This is a genomic window from Streptomyces mesophilus (assembly GCF_040300965.1).
Lineage (GTDB): Bacteria > Actinomycetota > Actinomycetes > Streptomycetales > Streptomycetaceae > Streptomyces > Streptomyces mesophilus_A.
Map to the genome: position 1 here is coordinate 1 of NZ_JBEPEW010000075.1, position 26,295 is coordinate 26,295.

Sequence of the window (26,295 nt, forward strand, 5' to 3'; positions counted from 1 at the left end):
TGGGGCGCCCACCCCGGGGTCGGCCGGCCGCGCTCCACGTCGGCCGCCCTGTGGCGGACATCCGGGTTGTCGGGCGCTCGGGCGACCCCGAGCGCACGGTCGAGCCGGGGCTGCAGATGCGGTGGGCAGATACGCGAGCAGTGCCGCACAGACCCGGCGGCGGCCGAAGGAGTACACGGCGGGCTCGACGAACCAGCGGCAGAAGCTGGGGTCGGGGTCGTGGACGGACGCGGCCATCAGCGGGGCGAAGAACTCCTCGGGGAGCGTGGGGCGTTCGAGCAGCGGCTCACGGACCGCGGCGGCGAGTGCGCGCGCCCGCCGCGGCTCCGGCGCGGACGCCGCACTCCCCCACCTCGACTGCGCCAACGCCGACGACTCCTCCAGCCCGAGGAGCCGCACCACTTCCCTCGCGCACGAGAGGAAGGACGGTGCTTCGGCGCGAGGTTCCCCGTCATCGGCCATGGCGGCATTCTGACCTCACCACACAGCGGCGTACAGCGTCCGGCCGCCCCTATGCCACCCGCACCGACTGCAGCCGCTGCACCCCCCGCGCCGTCCCCGTGACGCCCGAGAGGAAGCCCTCGGCTCGCGGGGACGCGGTTGCCGTGAGCCAGGAGCGGTCGATGTCGCACACCGCGACCTCGACGCCGGTGCCCGCGAGGGCCAGCGGCAGAGTGTGGACGACCGTGGAGGGGAAGCTGAGGATGCGGTGGCCGATGGGGCCTCTGCGGGCGATGAGTTCCAAGGGGAGGTCCGGGCGGACGATCTCCAGGCCGGTCTCCACGGCGAGGTGGTGGAGTTTGGGGGTGGATTCGCGGCGGTGGGCGAAGTAGCGGGTCGCACCGTGGGCCTTGGCCAGCGCGCGGACCGCTTCCAGGTAGTGGTCGGGGTCCACGACACCCGTCTCCACGAGTGAAGTGCCCACCAGATCCGCGCCCTTGGTGATGCGGGGCGGGCCGAAGCGGGTGCGGGTCCAGGTGAAGTCGTTCTCCGTGACGGAGACACCCTCCGGGGCGTTCACCGGCATGGAGGAGAAGACCGAGACCGTACGGCAGGTGCGCGGCGTGAGCCGGCGGCGCGCGGCCGCCGAGAACGGGGCGAACACGAGGTCTCGCGGGCCGGGCCGGCCACCGCGCCGGTGCCAGCGCACCAGGCGTTCACCGCCGGCGAGTTGGGCGATGAACTCCATCGTGGCGGTGCCGTCGTCGACGACCACGATGTCGCGGGCCCGGCTCAGCGTGAGCAGCAGCTGTACGTAGCGGCTGAACGGGTCGCCGATCACCACGCGCGCCGCCCTGCGCAGCAGCCGGCTGAGTCCCCCGATCGTGTGCAGGGGCGCGAGCACCCCCTCGCGGGCCTCCTCCCAGCGGACGGTATGGCCTTCCTCGCGGGCGAGTTCGGCCATCCGGCGCAGCTGGCCGCGGGTCATCGGATCCGTCGGGGACAGGACGACGATCGTCGCCGTCCCGCCGCCGGCCCCGTGCGCCCACTCCAGGACGTTGAGCAGTTGCACGGGGCTCTCGACGAAAGCCAGCGTCGGGGCCGCCGCACCCGCCGACGGGGCGGCGGATGCGGCGGGCCCGTGTGCGGACGTCATGACGTCACCCTCGGAAGGGGCCGTCAGACCGCGACCGGCTCGCGGTCACCGGCGTCGGCGACGACGCCCTGGACACGGCGCAGCTTCTTCATCGGGCCGAGCTCCGACTCGTACACCTTCTTGACGCCGTCACCGAGCGAGGCCTCGATGGTGCGGATGTCGCGCACCAGGCGGGTCAGGCCCTGCGGCTCGACGGACGCGGCCTGGTCCGAGCCCCACATGGCGCGGTCGAGGGTGATGTGGCGCTCGACGAAGGTGGCGCCGAGTGCGACGGCGGCGAGCGTGGTCTGCAGGCCGGTCTCGTGGCCGGAGTAGCCGATCGGCACGTTCGGGTACTCGGCCTGCAGCGTGTTGATCACGCGCAGGTTGAGCTCCTCGGCCTTCGCCGGGTACGTCGAAGTGGCGTGGCACAGAAGGATGTTGTCCGAGCCGAGCACCTCGACCGCGTGGCGGATCTGACGCGGGGTGGACATACCCGTGGAGAGGATGATCGTGCGGCCGGTCGCGCGCAGGGCGCGGAGCAGCTCGTCGTCGGTCAGGGAGGCGGAGGCCACCTTGTGGGCGGGCAGGTCGAACTTCTCCAGGAAGGCGACGGCCTCGGTGTCCCACGGGGAGGCGAACCAGTCGATGCCGCGCTTCTTGCAGTGCTCGTCGATGGCCCGGTAGGCGGTCTCGTCGAACTCCACGCGGTGGCGGTAGTCGATGTAGGTCATCCGGCCCCAGGGGGTGTCGCGCTCGATGTCCCACTGGTCGCGCGGGGTGCAGATCTCAGGGGTGCGCTTCTGGAACTTGACCGCGTCGCAGCCGGCGTCGGCCGCTGCGTCGATCAGCGCGAAGGCGTTCTCGAGGTCGCCGTTGTGGTTGATGCCGATCTCGCCGGTGACATAGACGGGGCGGCCGGGGCCCGCGGTCTTCTTGCCGAGGGTGCGCAGACGGGAGGTGGAGGTCATGGCAGGTGGTTCCTTACGTGGGGAAATGACGCTGGGGGGAGGAGAGTTCAGAGGGAACTCAGGAGGGTTCAGAGGGAGGGGCCGAGCATCCACGTCGCGATCTCCCGGATCGCGCCGTCGCCCCCGTCCTGGGTGGTGATGGCGCGCGCGGCGCCGCGTACGACGTCGTGGGCGCTCGCGACCGCCACGGGCCAGCCGACGAGGCCGAAGCACGGGAGGTCGTTGACGTCGTTGCCGACATAGAGCACGCGCTCGGGCGCGACGCCCTGTTCCTCGCACCACTGCTTGAGGGCGAGGTCCTTGCGGTCGATGCCGTGCAGCACGGGGAGTTTGAGCTTCCGGGCGCGGGCGGTGACCACCGGGTTCTGTTCCGTGGAGAGGATCAGCATCTTCAGGCCGCTGTCGCGCAGCGCCGCGATGCCGAGTCCGTCGCCGCGGTGCACGGTGACGAACTCCTTTCCCTCCGCGTCGATCAGCACCCGGTCGTCGGTCTGGGTGCCGTCGAAGTCGAGGACGATCGCGTCCACGTCGTCGCGGCCCGGAAGGGCGCCGGTCCGTTCGGCGTCGAGGAGCGGGGCCAGCGCGCGGGCGCGGGCGAGGTCGTGCGGGTCGTCGATCTCCAGGACCCGGGCGGGGTCGGTGCGCACGAGCTCCGTACGGCCGAAGAAGCGGTGGCCCGCCTCGCGGAAGCCGGACACGGTCATCGCGTATACCGCGCCGGTCTCCAGGAGGTCCTGCGGGCGGTCCTGGCGGCGGGGCCGGAAGGACTTGTCGTGGTTGACGCCGTAGCCGCCCGAGGTGGTGGCCGGGGCGACGACCGTGGTGGTACCGCCCTGGGCGGCCACCCGCTGCTCGCCGGCCACGGGCGGCTCGTCGCTCGCGTCCCGCCAGACGAAGCCGTGGAACGGCGCGACGGTCAGCGCGGTGTCGGCGCCCTCGTCGATGACCGCGGCGGCCACCTTGTCCACGTCCTCGCGGACCAGGAACGGGCTGGTGCACTGCACGAGCAGCACCACGTCCACGGCCGCGCCGTGCAGCGCCTCATGGGCGTCCAGGGCGTGCAGGACGGCGGCCTCGGAGGTCGCGGTGTCACCGGCGATCGCCGCCGGGCGGAGCACCACCTCGGCGCCGGCGCCACGGGCCGCGGCGGCGATGGCGTCGTCGTCGGTGGAGACGACGACATCCGTCACATGGCGCGAGGTCAGACACTCGCGCACGGCGCGGGCGACGAGCGGTACGCCGCCGACGGGGCTGAGGTTCTTGGCGGGTACGCCCTTGGATCCGCCGCGCGCGGGGATCACGGCGAGCACCCTGCGTACCGGGCTGGTCGTCATGGACTGATCTCCTTCAGGAGCAACGGAGTTGGTCACGGCAGCGGGGCCGGTCACGGCAGCGAAGGCGGTCAGAGCGGAGGCGGTCACAGCTCCCCCATCCGCCGGATCACCGGCGCGACGCGCTGGACGCCGTGCCGGTAGGCGCCGCGCGCGGCCTGCCGCACGATCTGGCGCACGGGTCCCGGCTCCTTGGCCGCGGCCTGCGCGCCCGGCAGCGGCCGGCCGTCGGGCGCGAGGTGGTGGCGGGCGAGGATGCCGGGCAGATAGCCGGGTGCGGTGGTGAGCGTGTAGTACGGCGTGAGCGGCGGCAGTTGGGGCTTCGCGGCCAGTTCGGCGAGGCGGGCGCGAGCCTGGTCGAAGGCGGTCCCGTACGCGCCGTCGGCGGCCACACCCTGGCGGGCGAGCCACCGTTCGTCGGGCACGGGGACATACCCCTCGTCGAGCTCGGTCCAGGAGGCGAGGCAGCCGGAGCCGGTGAAGTGGTGGTTGCCGAGCGCCTCGCGCACCCCGAGGTCGGTGAGGACCGCGGTGGGGATGCGCCGGTGCAGCGCTTCGAGCGCGGCGGTGGAGCTGACGGTCACGAGCAGATCGGTGCGGTCGAGGACCTCGCCCATGTGCCCGTACACGAGACGGCAGTTGGCGGGCAGCCCTTCCTTCTGAGCGAGCTTCTGGTACGGGAGTTCCTCGATGTGCGTGGTGTGCTCGCCCGGCTTGGAGCGGAGCTTGATCAGCACCTCGCGCTCCGGGTGGAGCTTCGCGTGCCGGATCATCCGCTTCAGGAGGTACGTACGGTCCGCGCGGCTCTCCGGTACGGAGGGCTGGGCTGCGAAGCACACCGTGTACGGGTCGTTCGGCGCCGCGTAGGGCGCCCCGCCCAGGAACGGCAGCGCGCACTCGGTGACCGCGCCGGCGTCCGCGCCCACGCCCTCGTACACGGCGCGGAAACGCTCCGCGTCCTGGCGGGAGTTGGCGAGCACCACATCGGCGCCGTGCCGCAGGAGCAGTCCGTCGGCGAGCTTCTCGTAGACGACACCGACGTAACCGGTGACGACGACGGGGCGCTCGGGCCGGTCCGCCCACACCTGCGCGAGCCCGTGCAGCATGGCCTGGACGGCGCCGCCGACGAGGGCGAGGACGATCACGTCGTACCGCTCGCGCGCCCGCTCCATCTCCCCCAGGAACTCGACACCCGTGACCTCGCGCAGGGCATCCGCCCGCACGCCCACTTCACTCAGCTGACGCGCGGTGGGGGTCGCACGCCCGCGCAGCAGGTAACCGTCGAGCCGAATGTCCGTTTCGTTACCCTTGCCGGCCGCTACGATGCGCTGAGCGGTAAGGGCACCCCATTTCCAGCGGGTGTCGGAATCGGCGAGTACGGCAACTCGCTGCGTCTGCTTCTTGCTTGGCACGTCACAGACGCTAGGAAGTCATTCGGGACTCGGGCCGAATCGAAAAACAACAGCGGGTTAACAGCGCGCCGCCGAATGGCGAATCAGCCCAGGTCGAGGGCGGGTTCACATGATTGCCACGCTTCGTTCATCCCCCATTTCCGTCCGGGCCAGGCCTCATGAGATCCGGACACCTAATGTCCCCCGGGTGGTTAAGTTCTCCGTCATCGTGCCGTTCTACAACGTCCAGCAATACGCGCCAGAGACCCTCAGAAGCCTGTCTGCGAACGCGCGTTCCGATTTTGAATTCATTCTCGTGGACGACTGTTCCAGAGATGGAACACCCGAGCTATTGGAGCGTGCGGCCAAGGAGATCCCCGGTGTCGTCCATATCCGGCACGAACAGAACGGGGGTCTGGCCACCGCGCGCAACACCGGTCTCGACGCGGCACGCGGCGAGTATCTGACCTTCCTGGACGGCGACGACTGGGTGGCCCCCGGCTACTTCGCGCAACTCGTCGACGCCATGGACCACCTCGGCTGCGACTTCGTGCGCACCGACCACGTCCAGTTCACCGGCCGCAACCGCACCATCCACCGTGTCCCGCACGGACTGCGGGACGTCGTGATGCCCTCGCGCGAGGTCATCCTGCCCGCGCACCGCTCGACCTCCGTCGACTACGCGTACGCCTGGGCGGGGATCTACCACCGCCGGCTGCTCGACAAGGGCGTCCTGCACTTCATGGACGGGCTGCGCACCGCCGAGGACCGGCCGTGGATCTGGAAGCTGCACCGCGAGGCCGAGTCCTTCGCGGTGACGGGTCTGCTCGGGGTGTTCTACCGGCGCGGGGTCTCCAACTCCCTGACGCAGATCGGCGATGTGCGCCAGCTCGACTTCATCCGTTCCTTCGACCGTGTCCTCGCGGACACCGCCGAGGACCCCGAGGCCGACAGGTTTCTGCCCAAGGCCGTCCGTACGTACTGCGCGATCATCGCCCATCACCTGGGCACCATCGACAAGTTCGAGCCCCAGGTGGCGAAGCGGCTGCGGACGCTCGCGGCCGCGGCGCTCAAGCGGATGCCGCAGGATCTGCTCACCGACGTGCTCGACTCCATGGACCACGAGCGGTCCACTCAACTTCGCCGGCTGCGCAGGCGGCCGGTGCCCGCCGGGGAGGCAGCCTGATGCCACAGAAGCCGTTGGCTGTACGGGAGTTCAGAACCACGCAGCTCTTCTGCGCCTCCACGCTGTACGGGGCCGCGACCCTGGCCGCGGCGCTCGACGCGGACTGCTTCGACGCGGCCGACCGGCGGGTGCTCGTCGTCTTCAACAACACGATGACGCCCGAGACCTCGACCCCGCTCGACGAGATGCCGGGCTTCGAGCTCCTGCGCACACGGTTCGACGCGGTGGTCTCGTACAACGAGGCGATCCGGCCCTTCCACCCGGGCGACTGGTCGCCACGCCCGGACGATGTGCCGCTGTGGGAGCGGTACTTCCGGATGCTGTGGCAGCTGGGCGACGACCGCATAGAGCTCGCCGTCGAGTCGCTCCAGGTCAACCCGGCGCTCGCCTTCTGCCAGATCTTCCACGGCGCGCCCGTCCATGTGTACGCGGACGGCCTGATGTCGTACGGCCCCACGCGCAACAAGCTGGACCCGCTGACCGGGACCCGGGTGCGGCGGCTGCTGCATCTGGATCTGGTGGCCGGGCTCAAGCCGATGCTCCTGAGCGAGTTCGAGGTCGAGCCGGAGATCATCCCGTCCGAGGCCTTCCAGAAGGTCCTCTCCGAACTGGGCTCCGCACAGGACGACTTGGACCTCCCCGCGGGAAATCCCGCGCTGCTGCTCGGCCAGTACCTCTCGGCGCTGAAGATCCTCTCCGCCGAGGAGGAGGAGAAGCTGCACGTCCAGATGGTCAAGGGCGCGTACGACTTGGGGCACCGGCGGATCGTGTTCAAGCCGCATCCCTCCGCTCCCGAACGGCAGGTGCAGCTCCTCGAGGCCGAGGCGGAGAAGATCGGTGTCGAACTGACCGTCCTCGACACCCCCGTACTCGCCGAGGTGGTCTATCAGCGGATGCAGCCCGCCCTGGTGGTCGGCTGCTTCTCGACCGCGCTGCTCACCGCGAGCGCCCTGTACGGGATCCCGGTCGCGCGGGTGGGCACCGAGCGGCTGCTCGACCGGCTCGCCCCGTTCCAGAACAGCAACCGCATCCCGCTGTCCATCGTGCACGCTCTGCTTCCGGACGTGACGGACGTGACGGACGCAGCCGGGGCCGAGGCGCAGAAGCTCGACACCGAGCAGCTCTCCACGCTCCTGACCGCGATCGGGTTCGCCATGCAGCCGCAGATCTACCCGCAGCTGCGGCCCGCCGCCGAGGCGTATCTGTCCGGGCACCTCGACGACGAGACCTGGAAGTACTTCAAGCGCAAGCGGCTCACCTCGCTCGGTCTGCCGGGCGGTCTGCCGTCCAAGCTGAGCTCGCTCTCCCGCAATCCCACCGCGCGGCGGGTGGTGCGCCAGGCACGGCGGCTGCGGCGGGCGATGTCGAAGTAGCCAGTCCTGCGTACGCGAAGGGGGCGGAGCCACCGGCTCCGCCCCCTTTCGTACGTGTCAGCCGCCGAAGACCGTCCGCAGTTCGGCCGCGTTCGCCTCGGTGACCTTCCACAGCTCCTGCTGGCGCCCGTGCACATCGGCGACGCTCGCCGCATGGTCGCCGAGCAGGGCGCCCGCCGTCTCCAGGAGCCGGGCCGCGAGATCGCGGTCGTGTACGGAGACACCCCACTCGGGCCGTTCGATGTCGTGCAGGAAGTACGCCATCTTCGGGTGGGAGATCAGGGAGACGATCGGCGTGCCGCAGCCGAACGGGATCATGCCCGCGTGGCCGCGCATCCCGATGACCAGCTTCGTCCTGGCGTACAGATCGAGGATCTGAGCGTTGTCGAAGTCGTACATCCCGATCACGGGCAGCGAGATGCCGTGCTCGCGCCGCAGATCGAAGGCGAGCTTCTCGTCGTCGAGCGAGTGCGCGACGCACTTGACCTCGGCGAGCTTGCCCAACTCGCGGACAGCCGCGGCCATCTGGGCGAGGAAGTACTCGTAGTCATGGCCGAAGCGCAGGCCCGCACGGTCGTAGGCGGCGTTGACGAGGATGGTGTCCTCGCGGACCGCCGGGTCCTGCCAGCCGCTCACCATCTGCCGGGTGACGGTCGTGGGGCAAGGCTGGAAGCGCACCTTGTCGTGCAGATGCGCGGGCAACAATCGGCGGACCTTCTCGATCGAGCCGTGGTTGCGCAGCCCGAAGAGCGAGGATTTCTCGACGAGCAGCCGCAGTGAGGACCGGAAGCGCTCGGCCCGGTAGGACTGGCCGTCGAACGCGTTGAAGCCCACGGCGAAGACCGCGACGGGTACGTCGATACGCTCCAGGAGCTCGTCCGGCACGTTCCACTGCCAGGCGCTGTTGCCGTTCGGCATGGTGTCGGGGATGAAGAGACCGCCGCCGCCGATCACCAGTCCGCGCCGTGCGTTGACCCGCCGCAGCGCCGCCTCGTCGAAGAGGCGGTGGGCGTGCACGGAGTGCCAGCGACGCGCGCTCGTGTCCTCGCCCCCGACGGCCAGCCGGACGCTCTCGGGGAGCATCTTGTCGCCCGCGTTGCCCTGGCGGTCCATGTAGAAGGCCACATGGGCGAGTTGGTCGCCGGCGCTGCCCGACTGCTGCTCCGGGACACCGGTGGTGCGCTGATGCCACAGCCGGCTCGCCCGGTGGGTCGGGTCCACGGTCAGACCTTCGAGCGCGTACGTACGGGCCGCGGCGTCGTCGCCATGCACCCACGCTGTCTGCGCGAGCCGGCTGAACGCGGTCGCGGCCCGGTTGGGCGCCGCGGTCGCGAGCAGCAGCTGGGCGCGGGCCTCCGCGTAGCGCGAGACGCTCAACAGGGCGTGCCCGTAGACCTCGTGCGCCCAGGCGTCGTCGACCGGGAGATCGGCCTGCTCCAGTACGTCGACGGCAGCCTGGAAGTCACCGCCGCCGATCTGGGCGAGGGCGACCTTGCGGGCGGTGGTGGCGTCGCGGGTGCGGTGGACGTGGGGGGTGCCGTAGTGGATGAGCAGGTCGCGGTGGAGACCGCTCCTGGCGAGGAAGGCGGCGTGCAGTTCGGCGTCCGTCAGCTCGTACTCGGCCCACCGCTCCTGCGCCTGGCCGTAGCCCGACTCACCGCCCTGCCAGGGCTTGTGGCGGCCCGTGAAGTGCAGGACGGAGATGTCCTCGGGTACCGGTCCGTCCCCGGAGAGCCGCCGTTTGACGAAGTTGTAGCGGGGGTCGAGCTTCAGATAGTCGCCGTCGAGGATGGCGTTGAGGATGCCCTGGTCGTGCTTGTCGAGTTCGTACGCCCCGCTGCGGCCGACCTCGTCGATCCGGGAACAGAACTCGTCGGTCAGGAACTCCTTCTGGATCACGAGCAGACCGCTGTTGAACTTGCGGTTCATGTCGTTGAAGAAGAACTGCGGCACCGCTCCGAAGCCATGGCGCAGGGCGAGCAGCTCACCGATGGGGCCGAGGACCACCATGTCGGTGTCGAGCGTGATCACCGTGTCGTAGTCCCGGACGCGGAACACGTCCAGGATGAAGTACGCCTTGCGGACCAGGTAGTTGTCCTGGTCGCCCTTCTCGTACGCGTCGTAGTGCCCGGCGTTCACCCGGCGGAACACGACGCGCGGGTGCAGGGCCCTGATGCGCGCCACGGAGTCGGGGCGCAGCCCGTCGTGCAGGACGAGGAAGTCCTCGCAGATGTCCGGGTTGGACAGGGCGAGCGAGCGCAGCAGCGTGAGGAACCCGGGCAGATAGTTCTCGTCGACGAAGCTCGCGAAGGCGATACGGCGCTTGCCGGTCAGCGCAGAGGCGTCGGCGGTGGGCGCGCTCACCGGCGCGGACGTGGTGATGGTCATCTCAGGGAAATCCTCATGCCGTCGCCGGAGACGCTCTGGGCCCGCTCCATGACCCATGCCTTCTCGCTGCCGTATTCGTGGACGTGGGCGATGGCCAGCTTCATCGCCTCGGGGGTGCGGTAGGCGCCGCTCTCGTAGAAGTCGAAGCCGATCAGATCGATCGCGGGGCTGACGTCGAGGAAGTCGAGCAGCCAGAGCATGTTGAAGCCGGAGGTCGGAATCGGCGGCAGCCCGGCGGCGGCCTTGCCGCCGAGGTTGCGCACGGGCCAGCGCAGCGACTCGTCGTTCACGTACTTCTGGGCGCCCGGGATCAGCTTGTTGCGCACCGAGTGCTTCCAGTCGGCCGAGATCCCGCTGAAGACGAGCCGGGTCTCGACGTGCTGGTCCCAGTTGTAGAAGTGCTTGTGCACGGTGGTGTGGATGTCGGTGCGCTCACCGGTGTGCCTGCGGTCGATCCGGTACGAGTTGAAGCGGACCACCAGGTCGTACGCGTCGATCTCGGCGCCGAGGCGGCTCTCGGCCATCCGGCCCGAATTGGCGATCAGGCAGACGGACTTGCCGGTGATCCTGTTGCGGAACTCCCCCAGGCTCAGCCACTGCACGCCCTCGAACAGCGGGTCGGGGACGGGGCCGCGCATGCGGTTGCGGCGGGCGTTCGCGTACAGGGCGATCGCCTCGAGCTGGTCCGTGGTGGGCGAGGTGCTCGGTCGCGTCGTCAGCCCGAGGTAGTGACTCAGCGCCTCCTGGACCTCGTGGTCGGGGCTGCCGGCGCGGTCCATGGCAAGGATCGCGCCGACCATGCGTGCCCGGGCGCCCGCCGGGTCGCCCGCGTCGTGGGCGGCGAGGCCGTCGGCCCATGTGTCGGTGGCCGGAGCGGCGCTGAACCGCTCGGCGTCCGGGACGGTGCGGGCCAGCAGGGCGAGCAGCTCGGTGCGGGCCCCGGTCGCCGCGCGCATCCCGTCGACGCGGGCGCGCACGCCGTACCCGTCCTCCTTGGTCAGCTCCAGATGGCGCTCGTAGGCCTCGACCGCTTCGGTGGGCCGTCCCTGCGCCTCGAGCACCCGGCCCCGCAGCCGCCAGCCCGCACGTGAGCTGCTCCGGTGCTCGAGCACCGTGTCCGCGACGACCTCGGCAAGGCCCAGTTCGTCGTCGTACCCGCAGCGCAGCGCACGGTCGGCGACCGCGAGCAGGGCGTCGAGCAGCTCGTTGTCCAGCGGGGACGCCGAGGTGGCGGCGCCCTTGACTGCGCGCTTGAGGCGGGCGGTGGCGCCGGTGGTGGGGGCCGGGGCGGCGACCGGGGCTGTGCTCCACAGGACGAGCAACTTCCGCAGCTGCTCGGCGAGTTCGACGCGCCGGCGGTCTTCGGTGCCGACCAGTTTCCCGCTGTGCGCGGCGCACGCGCGCAGGCAGTCCTCCAACTCCCCGCCGCGTGCGCGCACCCGCTTGGTGAGGACCCTCGTCATGGTGCTCCCGGTGTCGTCATTGGTGACTGCGTGTGGCTCTGCATGTGGGGGGAGAAGGCTCTGCATGTGGGGGTGCGGAAAAAAGTAGGAAGCGAAAGCGACGCCCAGGTGAACTGGCCGCGGACAGCGGGACAATCGTTGCCCCGAGTGCGGAGTTGCCCGTGGAAACACGTTTAACGTGCAGGAGCACGCGTAACGAAAGAGCACTGCCGCCAAGGGGAATTCCGTGACCAGCCTTGCCGTCCGTACGGCGCCCGAGACCGTCCTTACGGCGCCCGAGACCGTCCGGCAGCCGGAAAGGCCGAAACGGCAGGGCTCACGCCTGCGTGCGCTCGACGGATTGCGGCTGCTCGCGGCCCTGATGGTCGCCGGTTATCACTACGGCGGTCGCGGTGGCGCGATTTCCGACGCATGGGGCAGCTCGCCGGAAATCCAATTCCCCACGGCCCACGAATGGTTCGCGCTCGGCTGTCTCGGCGTGCAGATCTTCTTCGTGATCAGTGGCTTCGTGATCTGCATGAGCGGCTGGGGCCGCACCCTGCGCTCGTTCTTCGCCTCGCGGGCGTCGCGGCTGCTGCCCTCGTACTGGGCCGCGGTCGTTCTCGTCACGATCGTGTTCGCGCTGCCGCCCGTGGTCTACAAGGCGGTCTCGCCCAGCGACTTCCTGGTCAACCTGTCGATGCTGCAGATGCCGCTCGGCGTGGACCGGGTCCTCGGGGTCTGCTGGACGCTGTGGGCGGAGGTCCGCTTCTACGCCCTGTTCGCGCTGTGCATCGTGCTCCCGGGGGCGACCCGGCAGCGCGTGGTGCTCTTCTGCGCGGTGTGGACTCTGGGCGCGGCGGTCGCGGACGCCGCCGGCTCGCCTCTCCTCGACCTGGTCCTGATGCCCGAGTACGCCCCGTTCTTCATCGGCGGCATGGGCCTGTACCTGGTCCACCGCGACCGCCGCGACCTGACGGCCTGGGGCATCGTCGCCGTCAGCTGGCTGACCGGACAGCACTACGCGGTACGGGAGCTGTACCAGGCACCCTCCCCCGACCTGTTCGCCTACCGCCCCTCGCTCGCCATCATCGCCGTGGTCACCTTCGGTTTCGCGGCGGTCGCGGCGATCGCGCTCGGCGGGCTGCGGTGGGCCGACTGGCGCTGGCTGACCACAGCGGGCGCGCTCACGTACCCCTTCTACCTGGTGCACGAACACCTGGGCTGGGTCTCGGTCCGCTTCCTGCACCGAGGCTTCGGCCTCCCGTCCTGGGCGACGTTCACGCTGACGGTGGCGGGAATGCTGGCGCTGGCCTGGCTCCTCCACCGGTACGTCGAGAAGTGGGCCACTCCGCTGCTACGGGAGCGGCTGGGGCGGCCGTTCGGCTCGGCCTGAGCGGTCACGCCCGGCCTGAGCGGTCACAGCCGGCCCGGCCCGAGCGTCAGGTCCCGCTCGGCCCCAGCGTGGCGCCGAGGCCGGCGACCACCGCGGCCAGCCCTGCCTCGAACCCCGAGTCCCGCTCGCGGAACATCTCCTCGCCGGCCGCGGCGGCGTTCGGGAAGGAGGCAAGCCGCTCGGCGCGGGCCTCCAGGTCGTAGCTCTCGCCTCCGGCCGCCGGGTCCGGGCCCATGGCCTGCTCCTCGATCACGTAACCGATCGTGTAGCTGTACGCGGTGAACCAGGCCCGGGCGGCCGCCCGCGGGGCGAACCCGCAGGCGACGAGGGCGGCGAGCATCCGCTCCATCGGCTCGGCGTACGAGGTGTCCGTGAAGCGGGTGCCGCTGTAGACCTTGGCGCCGTCGCGGTAACGCAGCAGATGCTCGCGCAGTCCGCGCATCGCGCCCGTGAGGATCGCGCGCCAGTCGCCGGAGGTCACGCCCGCCGTCATGTCGGCGGTCATCCGGCGGAGCATCTCGGTCGCCATCTCGTCGAGCAGCGCCTGCTTGTCCTTGAAGTGCCAGTACAGCGCGGGCGCCTTGACGTCGAGCTCCTTGGCGATGACGCGCAGGGACAGGCCGTCGAGGCCGACGTCGTTCAGGAGACGCAGCGCGGTGTCGGCGACGCGGAGGCGGTCGATCTTCGCGGGAGGCACGGGCTCATTGTGCTCCATCGCCATCTAACGGCGTTAAGGGTTGATTCCTTAACGTCGTTAAGGGCACTATCGACCATCGAACTTAACGACGTTAAGGAGCGGGCGATGCTGGACGTACTGATCGTGGGAGCGGGCCCGACCGGACTCGCGCTGGCCGTCGATCTGGCCCGCCGCGGGGTCGACGCGCGGGTCGTGGAGAAGGCGGACGCCCTGTTCCCGGGCTCGCGCGGCAAGGGCATGCAGCCCCGCACGCTGGAGGTCTTCCATGACCTCGGCGTCCTCGACGAGGTGCTCGCGGCGGGCGGGCCCGCCCCGGTGGGCATGGTGTGGAGCGATGGTGAGCGCCAGGGCGAGCACGACATGTTCGCGGCCGAGTCCATCGAATCGACGCCCGCGGAGCCGTATGCCGGGCGGCCCTGCATGATCCCGCAGTGGCGCACCCAGGAGATCCTCCTCGCGCGGCTGCGGGAGCTGGGCGGGGACGTGGAGTTCGGACGGGGGCTGCGCGGCATCGAGCAGGACGCGGACGCGGTGACCGCGACCCTCGACGACGGCTCGACCGTCCGCGCCCGGTACGCCGTCGCCGCGGACGGCGGTCGCTCCACCGTGCGCCGGCTGCTCGGCATCGGCATGACGGGCGAGGAGGTGGACCCCGCGCCGACCCTCGTCGCGGACGTACGGATCGATCCGGCCGCGCTGGACCGCGACAACTGGCACTTCTTCCCGGCGTCGCCCGACGGCGTGCTGACCCTGTGCCCGCTGCCCGGGACCACCGACTTCCAGTTGATGGCCCAGTTCAAGGAGGGCGCCGCGGGCACGTCGCCGGACGGCGCCCCGGACACCTCGCCGGACGGCGTCCGCAAACTGATCGCCGCCCGTACGCATCTGTCGGCCGACGATGTCACCGAGATCCGCTGGTCCTCGGACTTCCGCCCCCGCGCGGCCCTCGCCGACCGCTTCCGCGCAGGCCGGGTCTTCCTGGCGGGCGACGCGGCCCACGTCCACTCACCGGCCGGCGGTCAGGGCCTCAACACCAGCGTCCAGGACGCGTACAACCTGGGCTGGAAGCTCGGCCAGGTGCTGCACGGGCGCTGCCCCGACACCCTGCTCGACACGTACGAGGAGGAGCGCCGCCCGCTCGCCGCCGGGATGCTCGGCCTGTCGACGCGGATCCACCGCGGCGAACAGTCCCGCGGCCGCGCCACGCAGCAACTGGGCCTCGGGTACCGGGACTCCTCCCTGTCCTCGGGCGCGGCGGGTGCTCTGCGCGCCGGCGACCGCGCCCCCGACGGGGTCGTGGACGGCATCCGCCTCTTCGACCTCTTCCGCGGCCCGCACTTCACCCTGCTCGCGGTGGACACGGAACTGCCCGCGCCCGACGGGGCGGACGGGCTGCTGCGCACGGCACGGATCGGCTCGTACGAGGCGTACGGCCGAGGCCTCTTCCTCGTACGGCCTGACGGCTATATCGGGTGGGCGGACTCAGCCGGTCCGGCGGACCCGGCCGGTCCGGCAAACTCAGCCCCTGCGGCGCTTGAGCAGATCCGAACGAAGTTCGGATGCACCGGGGCCCCGAGGCCCGACCTCACACGCTGCTGACGGACAACTTCACCGCGAACCCGATGAACAGGGCCCCGGCCGCAGACGTCGCCCCCGCGGAAAGCGCACGACGACGGTGGAACGCCGCCGCCAGCTTCGTACCGCTGAAGATCAGCACCGAGAGATAGAGGAAGCTCGCGAGCTGGGCGAAGGCGCCCAGGACCACGAACGACAGCGCGGGGTGCGCGTACGCCGGGTCGACGAACTGCACGAAGAAGGCGATGAAGAACAGGATCGCCTTCGGGTTGAGCAGACTGACCACGAAGGCGCGGCGGAACGGCCGTTCCTCCTTCACCACGGGGGTCCGCGCGTCCTCGGCCGCCTCCGCGAGGCGTTCGCGGCGCGTGCGCCACATCGACCAGGCCGCACGCAGCATCCCGATCGCGAGCCAGGTCAGATAGCCGGCGCCGGCGAACTTGACGATCGAGAAGAGCAGCGCGTTGGCCTGAAGGAGCGAGGCCACACCCATCGCCGAGAGCGTCATGAGCACCGTGTCGCCGCACCACACACCGGCCGCCGCCGTATAGCCCGAGCGGACACCGCGACGTGCGGCGACCGAGAGGACGTACAGCGAGTTCGGACCAGGGAGCAGGACGATGACGATGAGTCCCGCGAGGTACGTCGGCAGATCTATGACACCCAGCATGGCGGGAGTGTCGCATGAAAGGCGGATACGGTTCACGGCCGTTCCGGATAGCGGAACCAGCCCCTCCGAACCCGTACCTCTCAGTACGCGTCCGTCGGCACATGCGTCCCCCACACCTCCCGCAGCGCCCCGCACACCTCCCCCACCGTGGCCCGGGCGGCCAGCGCGTCCTTCATCGGGTACAGGACGTTCGCGTCCCCGCCGGCCGCCTCCCGCAGCAAGGCCAGCGCACGGTCGACCGCGCCCTGGTCCCGTTCCGCCCGCAGCCGCCCGAGCCGTGCCACCTGCTGTGCCTCGATCGCCGGGTCCACCCGCAGCGGCTCGTACGGCTCCTCCGTATCGAGCCGGAAGCGGTTCACGCCGACCACCACACGCTCCCCCGCCTCGGTCTCCTGCGCGATGCGGTACGCGTTCCGCTCGATCTCGGACTTCTGGAAGCCGTGCTCGATCGCCGCCTCCGCGCCGCCCAGGTCCTCGATCCGGACCATGAGTTCGCGTACGGCCGTCTCCATGTCGTCCGTCATCTTCTCCACCGCGTACGAGCCCGCGAAGGGGTCCACGGTCGCGGTGACGTCCGTCTCGTACGCGAGGACCTGCTGCGTGCGCAGGGCGAGGCGGGCCGACTTCTCGGTCGGCAGCGCGATCGCCTCGTCGAAGGAGTTGGTGTGCAGGGACTGGGTGCCGCCGAGCACCGCGGCGAGACCCTGGACGGCGACGCGTACGAGATTGACCTCGGGCTGCTGGGCGGTCAGCTGCACCCCGGCGGTCTGCGTGTGGAAGCGCAGCATCAGGGACTTGGGGTCCTTCGCGCCGAACTCCTCCTTCATCACCCGCGCCCAGATCCTGCGCGCCGCCCGGAACTTGGCGACCTCCTCCAGGAGCGTCGTACGGGCCACGAAGAAGAAGGACAGGCGCGGCGCGAACTCGTCCACGTCCATCCCGGCCGCGAGCGCGGTGCGTACGTACTCGATGCCGTCCGCGAGCGTGAACGCGATCTCCTGCGCGGGCGAGGCACCCGCCTCCGCCATGTGGTAGCCGGAGATGGAGATGGTGTTCCAGCGCGGCAGCTCGGCGCGGCAGTAGCGGAAGGTGTCAGCGACCAGGCGCAAGGAGGGCTTCGGCGGGAAGATGTACGTGCCGCGGGCGATGTACTCCTTGAGCACGTCGTTCTGGACCGTGCCGGTCAACTCGGCGGCGGGGACGCCCTGTTCCTCGGCCACCAGTCGGTAGAGCAGGAGCAGCACGGCGGCGGGTGCGTTGATGGTCATCGACGTGGAGACCTGACCGAGCGGGATCGAGTCGAAGAGCACCCGCATGTCGTCGATCGAGTCGATCGCCACCCCGACCTTGCCCACCTCGCCGTGGGCGAGCGGGGCGTCGCTGTCGTGGCCCATCTGGGTGGGCAGGTCGAAGGCGACGGACAGGCCCGTCGTGCCCGAGGCGATCAGCTGCCGGTAGCGGGCGTTGGACTCGGCGGCCGTGCCGAAGCCCGCGTACTGCCGCATGGTCCAGGGGCGTCCCGCGTACATCGAGGGGTAGACGCCCCTCGTGTACGGATATGCGCCGGGCTCTCCGAGCCGCTCCGCGGGATCCCAGCCCGCCAGCGCCTCGGGTCCGTACACCGGAGCGAGGGGCAGCCCCGACTCCGACTCCCGCTCCGGGGTGCCCTTTTCCGACTGCCGTGCCATGGCCTTGTCTCCCTTCGGTAACGCATCAGTGATCCCGTAGGGCGTTCGCAACCAATCATGCGCGGGAATCATCTACAGGGACACGCGGCAGGTACGGGGCCTGGCGGGGTCAGACCTTGGGGGGACGAGATGCAGCGGAATTCCGTCATACGGAGAGTGCTTGCCGCAGCCGTGGTGGTGGCCGCGGCCGCGGGGTGCACGGTGTCGGGTTCGGCCGGATCCGCCCCCACGAAGCCGCCGGGCTCGTCGAAGCCGGCGGACGACAAGCCCTCGTCCACGCCGTCCGGCACCCGGGAGCCCGACGGGCCCGAGGCGCAGAGCGCACTGCTCAGCGAGGGCGACAAGGGCATGAAGGTGCGTGAACTGCAGGCCCGGCTGCGGCAGGTGGCCTGGCTGTTCGAGTACCCCGACGGCTCGTACGGGGGCAGCACCGTCAAGGCGGTCAAGGGGTTCCAGGACAAGCGCGGACTGCCCGAGACGGGTGAGGTCGACGCGGTCACGTGGGAGCGGCTGCTCAAGATGACCTCGAAGCCGGGCTTCTTCGAGCTGTACGCGGGCGGCGATCAGCCGGCCGCCAAGCCTGATCCGCGGTGCCTTGAGGGCCGGGTGCTCTGCATCAGCAAGACCAGCCGCACCCTGGTGTGGATGGTGGACGGCAAGGCTCAGCTCCAGGTCGACGTCCGCTTCGGCTCGGAGATGACACCCACGCGCGAGGGCGTGTTCAAGGTGGACTTCAAGTCCCGCAACCACCACTCGACGCTGTACGACACCCCGATGCCGTACGCGATGTTCTTCAGCCGGGGCCAGGCGGTGCACTACTCGTCGGACTTCAAGGCCCGGGGCTACACGGGGGCTTCGCACGGCTGCGTGAACGTACGCGACGAAGCGAAGATCGCGTCGCTGTTCGAGCAGGTGAAGGCCGGCGACAAGGTGGTTGTCTACTGGTGAGGTTGAGGGGCAGGGGTGGGTCCGGGGGAACGTGACCCACCCCTGCCGACTGCACCGAGCCATGGGGTACGGGGGGAACCCCGGCTCGTGCACGCCGATGACCAGTCGGCTCACTTGTATCTGCGCCGGGGCTTCGAAAAGTGTCACACCCTGCTGAAAATTCTTCTGCGCGCGCTTGAAAGGGCAGGTCAGAGGGGGGTTGGGCCAGGGAGGGGCGAGCCGGGGAGGGTTCGAGCCGGAGTGGGCCAACGCGGGGTGGGGCCAAGGCTGAGAGGCTGCCAAGCCTGAGTGGGGCCAAGGCGGAGGAGGTTCGAGCCCGAGGAGGGTCGAGCCGGACTCCGAGTCGGCTCAGGCCGCCGTGCCGCTGACGCTCGGCGAAGGGTCGGCGCTCACGGTCGGGTCCGGGGCCGGTTGGGGAGCCGGGGCGGCGGGAGCGCTCGATGCGCCGGGTGCGCCGCCTATCTCTCCCTCACCACCCTCACCGTCCGTACCGTCCCCGCCGGAGGAGCCGCCGCCGTCGCCTCCGGAGGAGCCGTCACCTCCGGAGGAGCCGTCACCGCCGCCGTCGCCCCCGCCGTCGACGGAGCCGCTGCTGTTGTAGTCGCCGTCGCCGCCCTGGTCCTGGCGGCCGTCCTGCGCCTTGAGCAGGTCCCTGCAGAACCGTCCGATCTCCTCGGCGCCCCTGCCCCCCTGGGCCTCCTTGGCCGCCGATTCCAGGTACCGGCGCCGGTCGCCGTCGAGCGGCCGGCCCGCCTCGTGATCGCGGCAGGCCTCGACGACCCGGGCGTACCACGCGTCGCCCTTGGACCACTCGTGCCGCTCACCCGTGTTCGGGTCCCGGCTGCCCATGCCGTCACCGTCGGAGCCCTGCGAGGTCCGGGGCGCCTCGGGCCGGGTCGGGTCCTCGCTGCCGCCCGGTGTCGCGGAGGGTTCCCCGACGACACCCGGCGTCGTGACGTCGGGATCCGGCGAGCTCGGCGTGGGACTGGCCGCGGCGGAGACGGAGGCGGCGGGCGCCGGATCGCTGTCGCCGAAAGGAGTCGGAAGCACCCCCGTACCCGCGGCGACGGCCACACCGCCGATCGTGCAGGCCGCGAGCGCGGCGGCCACCCCGAAGCGCAGCGGGCGGCCCCAGAGGGTTCGGCCGGGGGCGGCGTGGGCGCCGCGACCCGAAGGGGCGCCTCTTCCTATGCGTACGGGCGTATCGCCGGAGGAGACGGAAGCGGCGGAGGCGGAGGCGGAGGATGCTGCGGGCGTGACCCCCGCGCCGTGTCCCGCCGCCCGGAATGCCGCCAACGCGGCGGATTCGCCCGGAAGTTCCCCCGGCAGGGGACCCATCTGCGGACGCACGGAGTCGAGGGCCTTCGCGAGCCGCTCGGCCCGCGTCGCCTCGTCGCCGTCATGGCGGCCTTGCCCGTTGGCACCGAAAGGCTCGCCGCGCAGCAACCGCTCCGCGGCATCCTTCGTCAACCACCGGTAGTGCTCGTCCGCCATCACATGTCCTTCTGCGTCCGCATCCGCGAATGCGTCACACCGCCGGGCCGGCCGTGCTCCGCATCGTCGGGACGTTCGTGCGTCACCCTGTCGTGCCCGCGCGGGGCCGGGTGGGGAGGTCCGGTCCGCTGGCCGGGCACTGCGTCGAGCCCGGCTTCGCCGGACTGCGCGTCGGCGCCGAGCAGTTCGGCGAGCCGCTTCAGACCGCGGTGCGCGGCCGTGCGTACGGCACCGGGGCGTTTGCCGAGGGTCTTTGCCGCGCTCTTGGCGTCGAGTCCGACGACCACGCGGAGCACCACTGCCTCGGCCTGGTCCTGCGGGAGCTGCGCGATCAGCGCGAGGGTGTTGCCGGTCGCGAGCGCCTCCATGGCCTCGCCGGCCGTGTCCGATTCGCCCGGCTTTCCGGTGAGTTCGGTCTCGTCGCCGCCGATCAGCGGCCGGCGCCCCCGCATCCGTAGATGATCCAGCGCGCGATTGCGGGCTATCCGCGCCGTCCAGCCGCGGAACCGGTCCGCGTCGCCCTCGAAACGGTCCAGATCGCGGGCGATCTGCAGCCAGGCCTCCGAGGCGATGTCCTCGGCATCGAGCTCGCCCACGAGGGTGCGGACATACCCGAGCAGCCGCGGTTGTACGGCGCGGTACACGGCGCGGAACGCGGTCTCGTCCCCACCCTGCGCCGCGAGTACCGCGGCGGTCAGCTCCGCGTCATCCCCCAGCAATGCCTCATCCTGCCCGTGTCGCAGCCCAGTGCGATCCAGCACGCTACGGCGTCAACAGGTGTCGCGTCCATGTTTGTACAACGTGCAACTAGTGCGTCACGGAGTGCGGTGTGACACAAACCGCATGCGCGACGCAGTACTGAGTGCGGGCGGCTCCCCCCAAGGACCGCCCGCACAACGCGGCAGCCGGAGGCCTCTCCTGTGGGGGGTGGCGGCCTCCGGCTGTTGCTTGTACGCCAGGAACCGCGGGCTGCCAGGGCTGGAGCCGCGTCAGCTTCAGGACCTCGGGCTCAGCGCCTCGGGCTCAGCGCTTCGGGCGGCCTCGGGTTCAGCGCTTCGGGCGGCCTCGGGCTCACGCGGTGAGCAGTCCGCCGGCCATGTCGTCGGCCTCGACCACGAGAGGGGCGGGCGGCACCTTGGCGCGTACCGGCTCGCCGTAATCCGAGAAGCGCATCTCGCCGCCGGACTCCATCGCCACGAAGCGCATATACGGCGCCCCCTCGGCGGCGACGTACAACGTGTCGTCGCTCTCCCCCATGCCCGTCAGCGGAATGACGCGCACCCCGTGCCGCACGGTCGGGGCTCCCGCCTCGACTCCCTCCGTCTCGAAGGGCAGCGTCCGCGCCCCGACCTGGAGGTCGCACTGCCGGGCGAACTTGCCCTCCGGATCGGGCATCTTGAGGTACTTGCCGCGGATCAGCTCCACCCGGGGCTTCACCTTCGCCTCGGTGGCGGGCCCGCGCCGCGCGGCCTCCTCGAGGATCTCGGCGAGTGCTTCGGCCGTGTAGCGGACGTAGACGGCCCCCTCGCCGCCCTGCCCCGTGACGACGATGACCTCGGCCCGCTTCATGGGCCCCCCGTCGTAGGTGCCGGTGCAGTTGCCCGCGCGGTCCATGAGCAAGGAGGCCTTACGCACACCGCTCGTACGGGTCATCCGTACGGACTCGGCCGACTTGAACAGCCGGAAGGATTCGGCGGCCAGCTTCTCCCCACGTGCGTCGGACCGTTCCGGCGCCGCCGTCCGGCCGCCGCGCGACCAGGCCTTGGCGGCCTTGTCGCCCTCGTCACCGTCGTGGCCGGGCCCCTGCGCACACGACACCAGCAGTCCCGCGGCCAGGCACAGCCCGGCCGCTTTCCGCGCCGGCTTCATCGTCCGGTTCCCCCAAGTCCGGCCCCTTCGGGCCCACGTTTCCGTCAGCGATCAGCGAGGAGTGTGCCCACGCCGGGCTCGACCTCGGGGCACCCGCCGCCCCGTTGCGGTCCTTTACGGCCGCGCCTCGCACGGCGAGCTCCTTTGCCGACGCGGCTTGCGCGGGGGCTCCTTCGTGGACACACCTCGCGCGGGGGCTCCTTCGTGGACACACCTCGCGCGGGGGCTCCTTCGTGGACACACCTCGCGCGGGGGCTCCTTCGTGGACACACCTCTCGCGGCGGCTGTTTTGCGGACGCGGCTTGCGCGGCGGGCTCCTCCGAAGGCGCGCTTCATCCGTCGAGGTCCTCTGTGGCCGCGCCTTGCACGTCGAGGTCCTTCAGGGGTGCGCCTGGTCCTTTGGGCTGCTCCATGAACGCGCCGTGCCCGTTGGGCTGCTTGGTGAACGCTCCCTGTCCGGCGGGCTGCTTCGTGGATGCCCCCGGCCCGGCGGGCTCCTTCGTGGGCGTCCCCTGTCCGGCGGCCCCGCCCTGTCCGGCCTCCGCCAACAGGCGGGCGCAGTAAGCCCGTACGTCCTCCCGCGGGCCCGCCGCCTCGGCGAGGCGCTGCTGTGCGGCGGAGTCGAGCGCCTTGCCTCCCACCTTGTCCAGGCTCCGGCACAGCGCCTCCTCGCGCCGTACTTCGCCCGGCCGGGAGGGCCGCACGGGCCGCTCACTCCCGGGCTCCGTCAGGTCGTCAGGGGTGCCCGCCCGCTCGAGTTCGGGCTCGGGCGCGGGCCGGGGAACGGCCGGAGTCGCCGCGGGCGCCGACGGGTCACCGTCCGGCCCGGATTCGGGCCCGCCCGACACCGCGACGGCGACCCCGCCCACCGTCAGCCCGGCGATCAACGTCCCGAGCACCGCACGCCAGGCGATACGGCGCGCATGCGTACGCGGCCGCCAGTCGTCGCGCCGCCGCGTACGCGCCCCTCGGCGGTGCGCACCGGAATCCCGCGCCGCACGGAAGGCGGCGAGAGCGGCAGCCTGAGCGTCCGGGTCGACCCCGGCCGAGCGGGCAGCGGTGATCAACTCGTCCAAGGCGGGGAGCACTTCCGGTGCGGCGGACACGTCGGATTCCGGGGACGCACCCGACGCCAGGGGCGGGTCCGACGCCAGGGGCGGGTCCGACGCCAGGGGCGGGTCCGACGCCGGGCGTGCCTCCGATGCAGGCGACCCATCCGACCCCGAGCACGCACCCGAAGCCGGCGACCCATCCGACGCCGGGCGTGCACCAGAAGCCGGGCGTACATCCGATGCCAGCGACCCATCCGACGCCGAGCGCGCACTCGACGCCGGGGACGCATCCAACGCCGGGCGTACACCCGACGCCGGCAACCCATCCGCCCCCGAGCGCACACCCGCCACAGGGGACGCACCCGGTGCCGGAGACGCACCCGACGCCGGAGAAGCCTCAGGTGCCGGAAGCGCCTCAGGTGCCGGAAGCCCTTCCGCAGCAGGCACCGCCTCCGCAGCCGCCGGAGGCGCACCTGCCCCCGAGGGCTCACCAGCCCCCGAGCACGCACCAGGCTCCGGCAGGGCCGATGCGCCGACCCCACCCGCCGTACGCCGGCCGCTGTCGTCCTCGTCACCGCGAGGCCAGTTGACGTTCATCTCGCCTCACCCAGCGTGCGCGGCCCGTCATCCGTCACACCCGGCTCGGCCGCGATCCTGCCGGCCAGTCTCTTCAGCCCGCGGTACGCGGCCATCCGCACCGCTCCCTGCCGCTTGCCGAGCACCCGCGCCACGCTCGGCCCGTCGAGCCCGACCACCACCCGGAGCAGCACCACCTCGGCCTGGTCACGGGGCAGTTCCGCGATCAGCTCGAGGGCCCGCGCGGTCGACAGGGTCTCCAGAGCCTCGGCCGGGGTGTCGTGCGCGCCGGGCAGTTCGAGCAGATCGCTCTCGTACGTGCTCTGCTGCGGCCGCGCCTTGCGGCGCCGCAGCAGATCGAGCGCGCGGTGCCGGGCGATGACGGCCGTCCAGCCGCGGAAGCCCGCCCCGTCCCCCTTGAACCGCCCGAGGTCGCGCGCTATCTCCAGCCAGGCATCGGCGGCCACGTCCTCGGCCTCGTCCCCGACGAGCCCGCGCAGATACCCGAGCAGCCCTGGCTGCACCATGCGGTACGCGGTCGCGAACGCCTGGTCGTCCCCGCCCTGCGCCCGTACGACCGCCGCGCCCAGCTGATCGTCGTCGGCTCGCGCCTGTTGCTGCCCCACTACGTTCCCAACCCGCCCCGGCGGCACTGTGCACCGCGCCCGCGTTCCCCGGCGTACAGCGCCACCGGGCACAGAAACGTCACAGGTCCCCGACCGGATCCGGCCACCACGGTCACCGACCGGTCACCCGATGGCGATCCGCGGGTGAGCCCCTGGCTTGATCCAGCGCATGATCGCGTCCATGGTCGCGCGCGGTACCGAGACACAACCGGCCGTCGCACCCTTGCCGTTCACATGCAGAAAGATGCCCGCGCCCCGACCGGGCGTCGCCGGCCACCGGTTGAAATCGATCACCAGCGCCTTGGCGTACTGGGTCGGGTAATCGACCAGATGCTCACTGCCGCGCTCGCCGCTCGTGGTGAGCGGGAAGTCGGCGCCGGCCTCGGTGCGCATCTGGTTGTAGAACTTCGATTCGGGGTCCTGCACCCACCAGTGCGTGGAGTTCACGCGGGTGTACGGCATGGAGGTCCCACCGGGCTCGAGCCCGAAGCCCTCGGTGAGCGTGTACGTACCGCCGGGCGTCGTGTACGTGCCCTGCCGCCGCGTCGATCCGGGCACGACCCCCTTGGACCCGACCCGACCCGCACGCGTCGACAGTACGGACTTCCAGCCCGCCGCACCCTTGGCCCAGGCGGTGACGGTGGCGTACGAGCCGCCGGCCTCGACGGTGATGAGCTGGGTGGCATCGCCGGTCTCGACGGGGACGGGGAAGTCGGGGGCGGCGGGAAGTTGCCGGGCGGGCGAGTGCGCTCCCGTGGTGAGCGCCACCACGCCGAGCACGACCCCGGCGAGGACCAGGCGTCCCCTGCGCGACCCCGACCGGTCCGGCCGCCTCATCCGTCCGCGCTCACCCATGCGCCCGCACCTTTCCGCCTTGCCCGTTCATGTCGTACCGGCGAGACAATTCGCCCGCCCTCACTCAACCCCTGACGCGCCTCTCAAGCGGCCTTACGCGCCCGGCCGTGCAGCGTCAGATAGAAGGTCTGCAGGGATTCCTCTCCCCCGACGTCGAACCGGTTCACGACCCTGCCGAGCGGATTCCATACGCGCCCGTCCGGCATCCGTACGCCCACGGCCTGCCCGAAGTACTCCCGCTGCGTCTCGTCGAACTCGACCCACGCGGCACCCGCCTGACGCACGAGCACTTCGCCGACATACACCCCGAGCCCGTACAACACCCGATCGGGGCGCGGGGCTTCGGCGCCCGCCTTGCGCAGCCCGTCCACCATGAAGTCCACGACCCGCAGGCTGGCCACGGTGTAGTCGAGCGGCAGCCGGTTGCGCCGCGTCACCTGCGCGACGAACTCCCGCGCGTGCACCCGCATCCGCACCTCGGCCGCGACCCGTTTCTCCCCGCGCCCACCGCACCCCTGGTTCATCCCCACCCCTTCACCGGCCGCCGAGGAGCTCCTCGGCTCCTCGTCCGACCCAGCGCGGGGGCATGTGTTCTCGTCACGGCTTGCGGACGTGCGCCTTCTCACGCACTGCCTTTTCGCCATCCGTACAACCGTTCCCCCATCTCAACCGTCTGCGGCGCCGAACCCCGCCGGACCCGGGGGATCGCGCCCGGCCCGTTCTCGTCCCCGTGCGGCGAGGCCGTCGGCCGTCACGCCTCCCGCAGCGCATCCCGGCACAGCAGCCGGAGCGACCCCGTCCCCTCGAAGCAGCGCCGCGCCTCGCCCAGCGGGTCCCAGAGGCCGTCCTCGCCGGTACGCAGCCGGTAGCCGCCGTCGCTCTCCTCCCAGACGCCGTCCGCATGGCGCACCAGGACCTCACCGGCGTACGCGCCGAAGCCCCGCAGGGTGGGCTCGACCGCGTCGAACGGCGGGTTCTCACGGCGCAGTTCGCCGATCACCCGGTCCAGGCGCCACAGGCTGCTGGGCGAGTAGTCCAGGTAGAGCCGGGCGCCCTCGCGCAGCATGGAGACGGAGTCGGCGGCCCAGCGGGCGGGCTTTGTCGCGTGGTGTGCGGTCGTCATATGAAGCAGAGCGCGCGGAGGGCATTGATCGTCACTCGACCGTACGGCCCGGCCTGTCCGAGCGATCG

Annotated in this window: 22 protein-coding genes and 1 pseudogene; 5 read left to right on the top strand and 18 right to left on the bottom strand. The window is 71.2% G+C overall.

Features of this window, described 5'->3' with window-relative positions:
- From ABT367_RS24295 to ABT367_RS24315, 5 genes and pseudogenes are all read right to left on the bottom strand, one after another.
- Positions 1-462, bottom strand: a pseudogene (locus ABT367_RS24295) (hypothetical protein); the annotation flags it as partial.
- 49 nt (positions 463-511) lie between these two features.
- Positions 512-1,597: a hypothetical protein gene (locus ABT367_RS24300; protein WP_352255201.1), complete on the bottom strand. Its 1,086-nt coding sequence runs from the start codon at positions 1,595-1,597 to the stop codon at positions 512-514.
- A gap of 23 nt (positions 1,598-1,620) precedes the next feature.
- The gene (locus ABT367_RS24305; protein WP_165332779.1) at positions 1,621-2,547 is read right to left on the bottom strand and encodes an N-acetylneuraminate synthase family protein; all 927 of its coding nucleotides are present in this window, start codon (positions 2,545-2,547) and stop codon (positions 1,621-1,623) included.
- Positions 2,548-2,615: 68 nt separating this feature from the next.
- The gene (locus ABT367_RS24310; RefSeq protein ID WP_352255202.1) at positions 2,616-3,881 is read right to left on the bottom strand and encodes an acylneuraminate cytidylyltransferase; all 1,266 of its coding nucleotides are present in this window, start codon (positions 3,879-3,881) and stop codon (positions 2,616-2,618) included.
- An 83-nt stretch (positions 3,882-3,964) separates the two neighbouring features.
- Complete coding sequence (locus tag ABT367_RS24315) at positions 3,965-5,290, bottom strand: DUF6716 putative glycosyltransferase (protein WP_352255203.1); 1,326 nt, start codon at positions 5,288-5,290, stop codon at positions 3,965-3,967.
- A gap of 187 nt (positions 5,291-5,477) precedes the next feature.
- Here ABT367_RS24315 and ABT367_RS24320 point away from each other — a divergent pair, with 187 nt between their 5' ends.
- Entirely contained in the window at positions 5,478-6,455 is a 978-nt protein-coding gene (locus tag ABT367_RS24320) for a glycosyltransferase family 2 protein (protein WP_352255204.1), read from the top strand.
- On the top strand, positions 6,455-7,828 hold the full coding sequence (locus ABT367_RS24325) for an alpha-2,8-polysialyltransferase family protein (RefSeq protein WP_352255205.1): 1,374 nt from the start codon (positions 6,455-6,457) through the stop codon (positions 7,826-7,828). Before ABT367_RS24320 ends, ABT367_RS24325 begins: the two co-directional genes overlap by 1 nt.
- 57 nt (positions 7,829-7,885) lie before the next feature.
- Here the strand turns inward: ABT367_RS24325 and ABT367_RS24330 are convergent, their stop codons facing one another.
- Both ABT367_RS24330 and ABT367_RS24335 read right to left on the bottom strand, forming a co-directional pair.
- Positions 7,886-10,216 (bottom strand): glycosyltransferase, encoded by a 2,331-nt coding sequence (locus ABT367_RS24330; RefSeq protein ID WP_352255206.1) that lies wholly within the window; start codon positions 10,214-10,216, stop codon positions 7,886-7,888.
- Positions 10,213-11,679, bottom strand: coding sequence for a glycosyltransferase family 29 protein (locus tag ABT367_RS24335; protein WP_352255207.1), 1,467 nt, complete (start codon positions 11,677-11,679; stop codon positions 10,213-10,215). Before ABT367_RS24335 ends, ABT367_RS24330 begins: the two co-directional genes overlap by 4 nt.
- Before the next feature lie 226 nt (positions 11,680-11,905).
- Between ABT367_RS24335 and ABT367_RS24340 the strand changes: the two genes are divergently transcribed.
- Positions 11,906-13,054 (top strand): acyltransferase family protein, encoded by a 1,149-nt coding sequence (locus ABT367_RS24340; RefSeq protein WP_352255208.1) that lies wholly within the window; start codon positions 11,906-11,908, stop codon positions 13,052-13,054.
- Between the two features lie 46 nt (positions 13,055-13,100).
- On the opposite strand, the gene ABT367_RS24345 is transcribed toward ABT367_RS24340, so the two are convergent.
- Positions 13,101-13,769 carry a TetR/AcrR family transcriptional regulator C-terminal domain-containing protein gene (locus tag ABT367_RS24345; protein WP_434975523.1) on the bottom strand — a complete coding sequence of 223 codons (669 nt, stop codon included), beginning with the start codon at positions 13,767-13,769 and terminating at the stop codon, positions 13,101-13,103.
- An 87-nt stretch (positions 13,770-13,856) separates the two neighbouring features.
- Here ABT367_RS24345 and ABT367_RS24350 point away from each other — a divergent pair, with 87 nt between their 5' ends.
- Positions 13,857-15,350, top strand: coding sequence for an FAD-dependent monooxygenase (locus ABT367_RS24350; RefSeq protein WP_352255210.1), 1,494 nt, complete (start codon positions 13,857-13,859; stop codon positions 15,348-15,350).
- Here the strand turns inward: ABT367_RS24350 and leuE are convergent.
- Positions 15,337-15,996 (bottom strand): leucine efflux protein LeuE, encoded by a 660-nt coding sequence (leuE, locus tag ABT367_RS24355; RefSeq protein WP_352255211.1) that lies wholly within the window; start codon positions 15,994-15,996, stop codon positions 15,337-15,339. The two genes, ABT367_RS24350 and leuE, sit on opposite strands and share 14 nt — an antisense overlap.
- Positions 15,997-16,076: 80 nt before the next feature.
- Positions 16,077-17,684 (bottom strand): acyl-CoA mutase large subunit family protein, encoded by a 1,608-nt coding sequence (locus tag ABT367_RS24360; RefSeq protein WP_352255212.1) that lies wholly within the window; start codon positions 17,682-17,684, stop codon positions 16,077-16,079.
- A gap of 129 nt (positions 17,685-17,813) precedes the next feature.
- Between ABT367_RS24360 and ABT367_RS24365 the strand changes: the two genes are divergently transcribed.
- Positions 17,814-18,632, top strand: coding sequence for a L,D-transpeptidase family protein (locus tag ABT367_RS24365; RefSeq protein WP_352255213.1), 819 nt, complete (start codon positions 17,814-17,816; stop codon positions 18,630-18,632).
- A 348-nt stretch (positions 18,633-18,980) separates the two neighbouring features.
- Here ABT367_RS24365 and ABT367_RS24370 read toward each other — a convergent pair whose 3' ends face one another.
- The 8 genes from ABT367_RS24370 to ABT367_RS24405 form a co-directional block, all read right to left on the bottom strand.
- A complete protein-coding gene (locus ABT367_RS24370) occupies positions 18,981-20,126 on the bottom strand; it encodes a hypothetical protein (protein WP_352255214.1) in 1,146 nt (381 codons plus the stop codon).
- Positions 20,126-20,845 carry an RNA polymerase sigma factor gene (locus tag ABT367_RS24375; RefSeq protein ID WP_352255215.1) on the bottom strand — a complete coding sequence of 240 codons (720 nt, stop codon included), beginning with the start codon at positions 20,843-20,845 and terminating at the stop codon, positions 20,126-20,128. Before ABT367_RS24375 ends, ABT367_RS24370 begins: the two co-directional genes overlap by 1 nt.
- 352 nt (positions 20,846-21,197) lie before the next feature.
- Positions 21,198-21,995: a hypothetical protein gene (locus tag ABT367_RS24380; RefSeq protein ID WP_352255216.1), complete on the bottom strand. Its 798-nt coding sequence runs from the start codon at positions 21,993-21,995 to the stop codon at positions 21,198-21,200.
- Positions 21,996-22,327: 332 nt separating this feature from the next.
- Positions 22,328-23,101 (bottom strand): hypothetical protein, encoded by a 774-nt coding sequence (locus ABT367_RS24385; protein ID WP_352255217.1) that lies wholly within the window; start codon positions 23,099-23,101, stop codon positions 22,328-22,330.
- A gap of 539 nt (positions 23,102-23,640) precedes the next feature.
- A complete protein-coding gene (locus ABT367_RS24390; protein WP_352255218.1) occupies positions 23,641-24,249 on the bottom strand; it encodes an RNA polymerase sigma factor in 609 nt (202 codons plus the stop codon).
- A 123-nt stretch (positions 24,250-24,372) separates the two neighbouring features.
- The gene (locus ABT367_RS24395; RefSeq protein ID WP_352255219.1) at positions 24,373-25,104 is read right to left on the bottom strand and encodes a L,D-transpeptidase family protein; all 732 of its coding nucleotides are present in this window, start codon (positions 25,102-25,104) and stop codon (positions 24,373-24,375) included.
- A gap of 83 nt (positions 25,105-25,187) precedes the next feature.
- Positions 25,188-25,574 carry a hypothetical protein gene (locus ABT367_RS24400; RefSeq protein ID WP_352255232.1) on the bottom strand — a complete coding sequence of 129 codons (387 nt, stop codon included), beginning with the start codon at positions 25,572-25,574 and terminating at the stop codon, positions 25,188-25,190.
- Between the two features lie 281 nt (positions 25,575-25,855).
- Positions 25,856-26,227 (bottom strand): hypothetical protein, encoded by a 372-nt coding sequence (locus tag ABT367_RS24405; protein WP_352255220.1) that lies wholly within the window; start codon positions 26,225-26,227, stop codon positions 25,856-25,858.
- Positions 26,228-26,295: the final 68 nt, after the last annotated feature.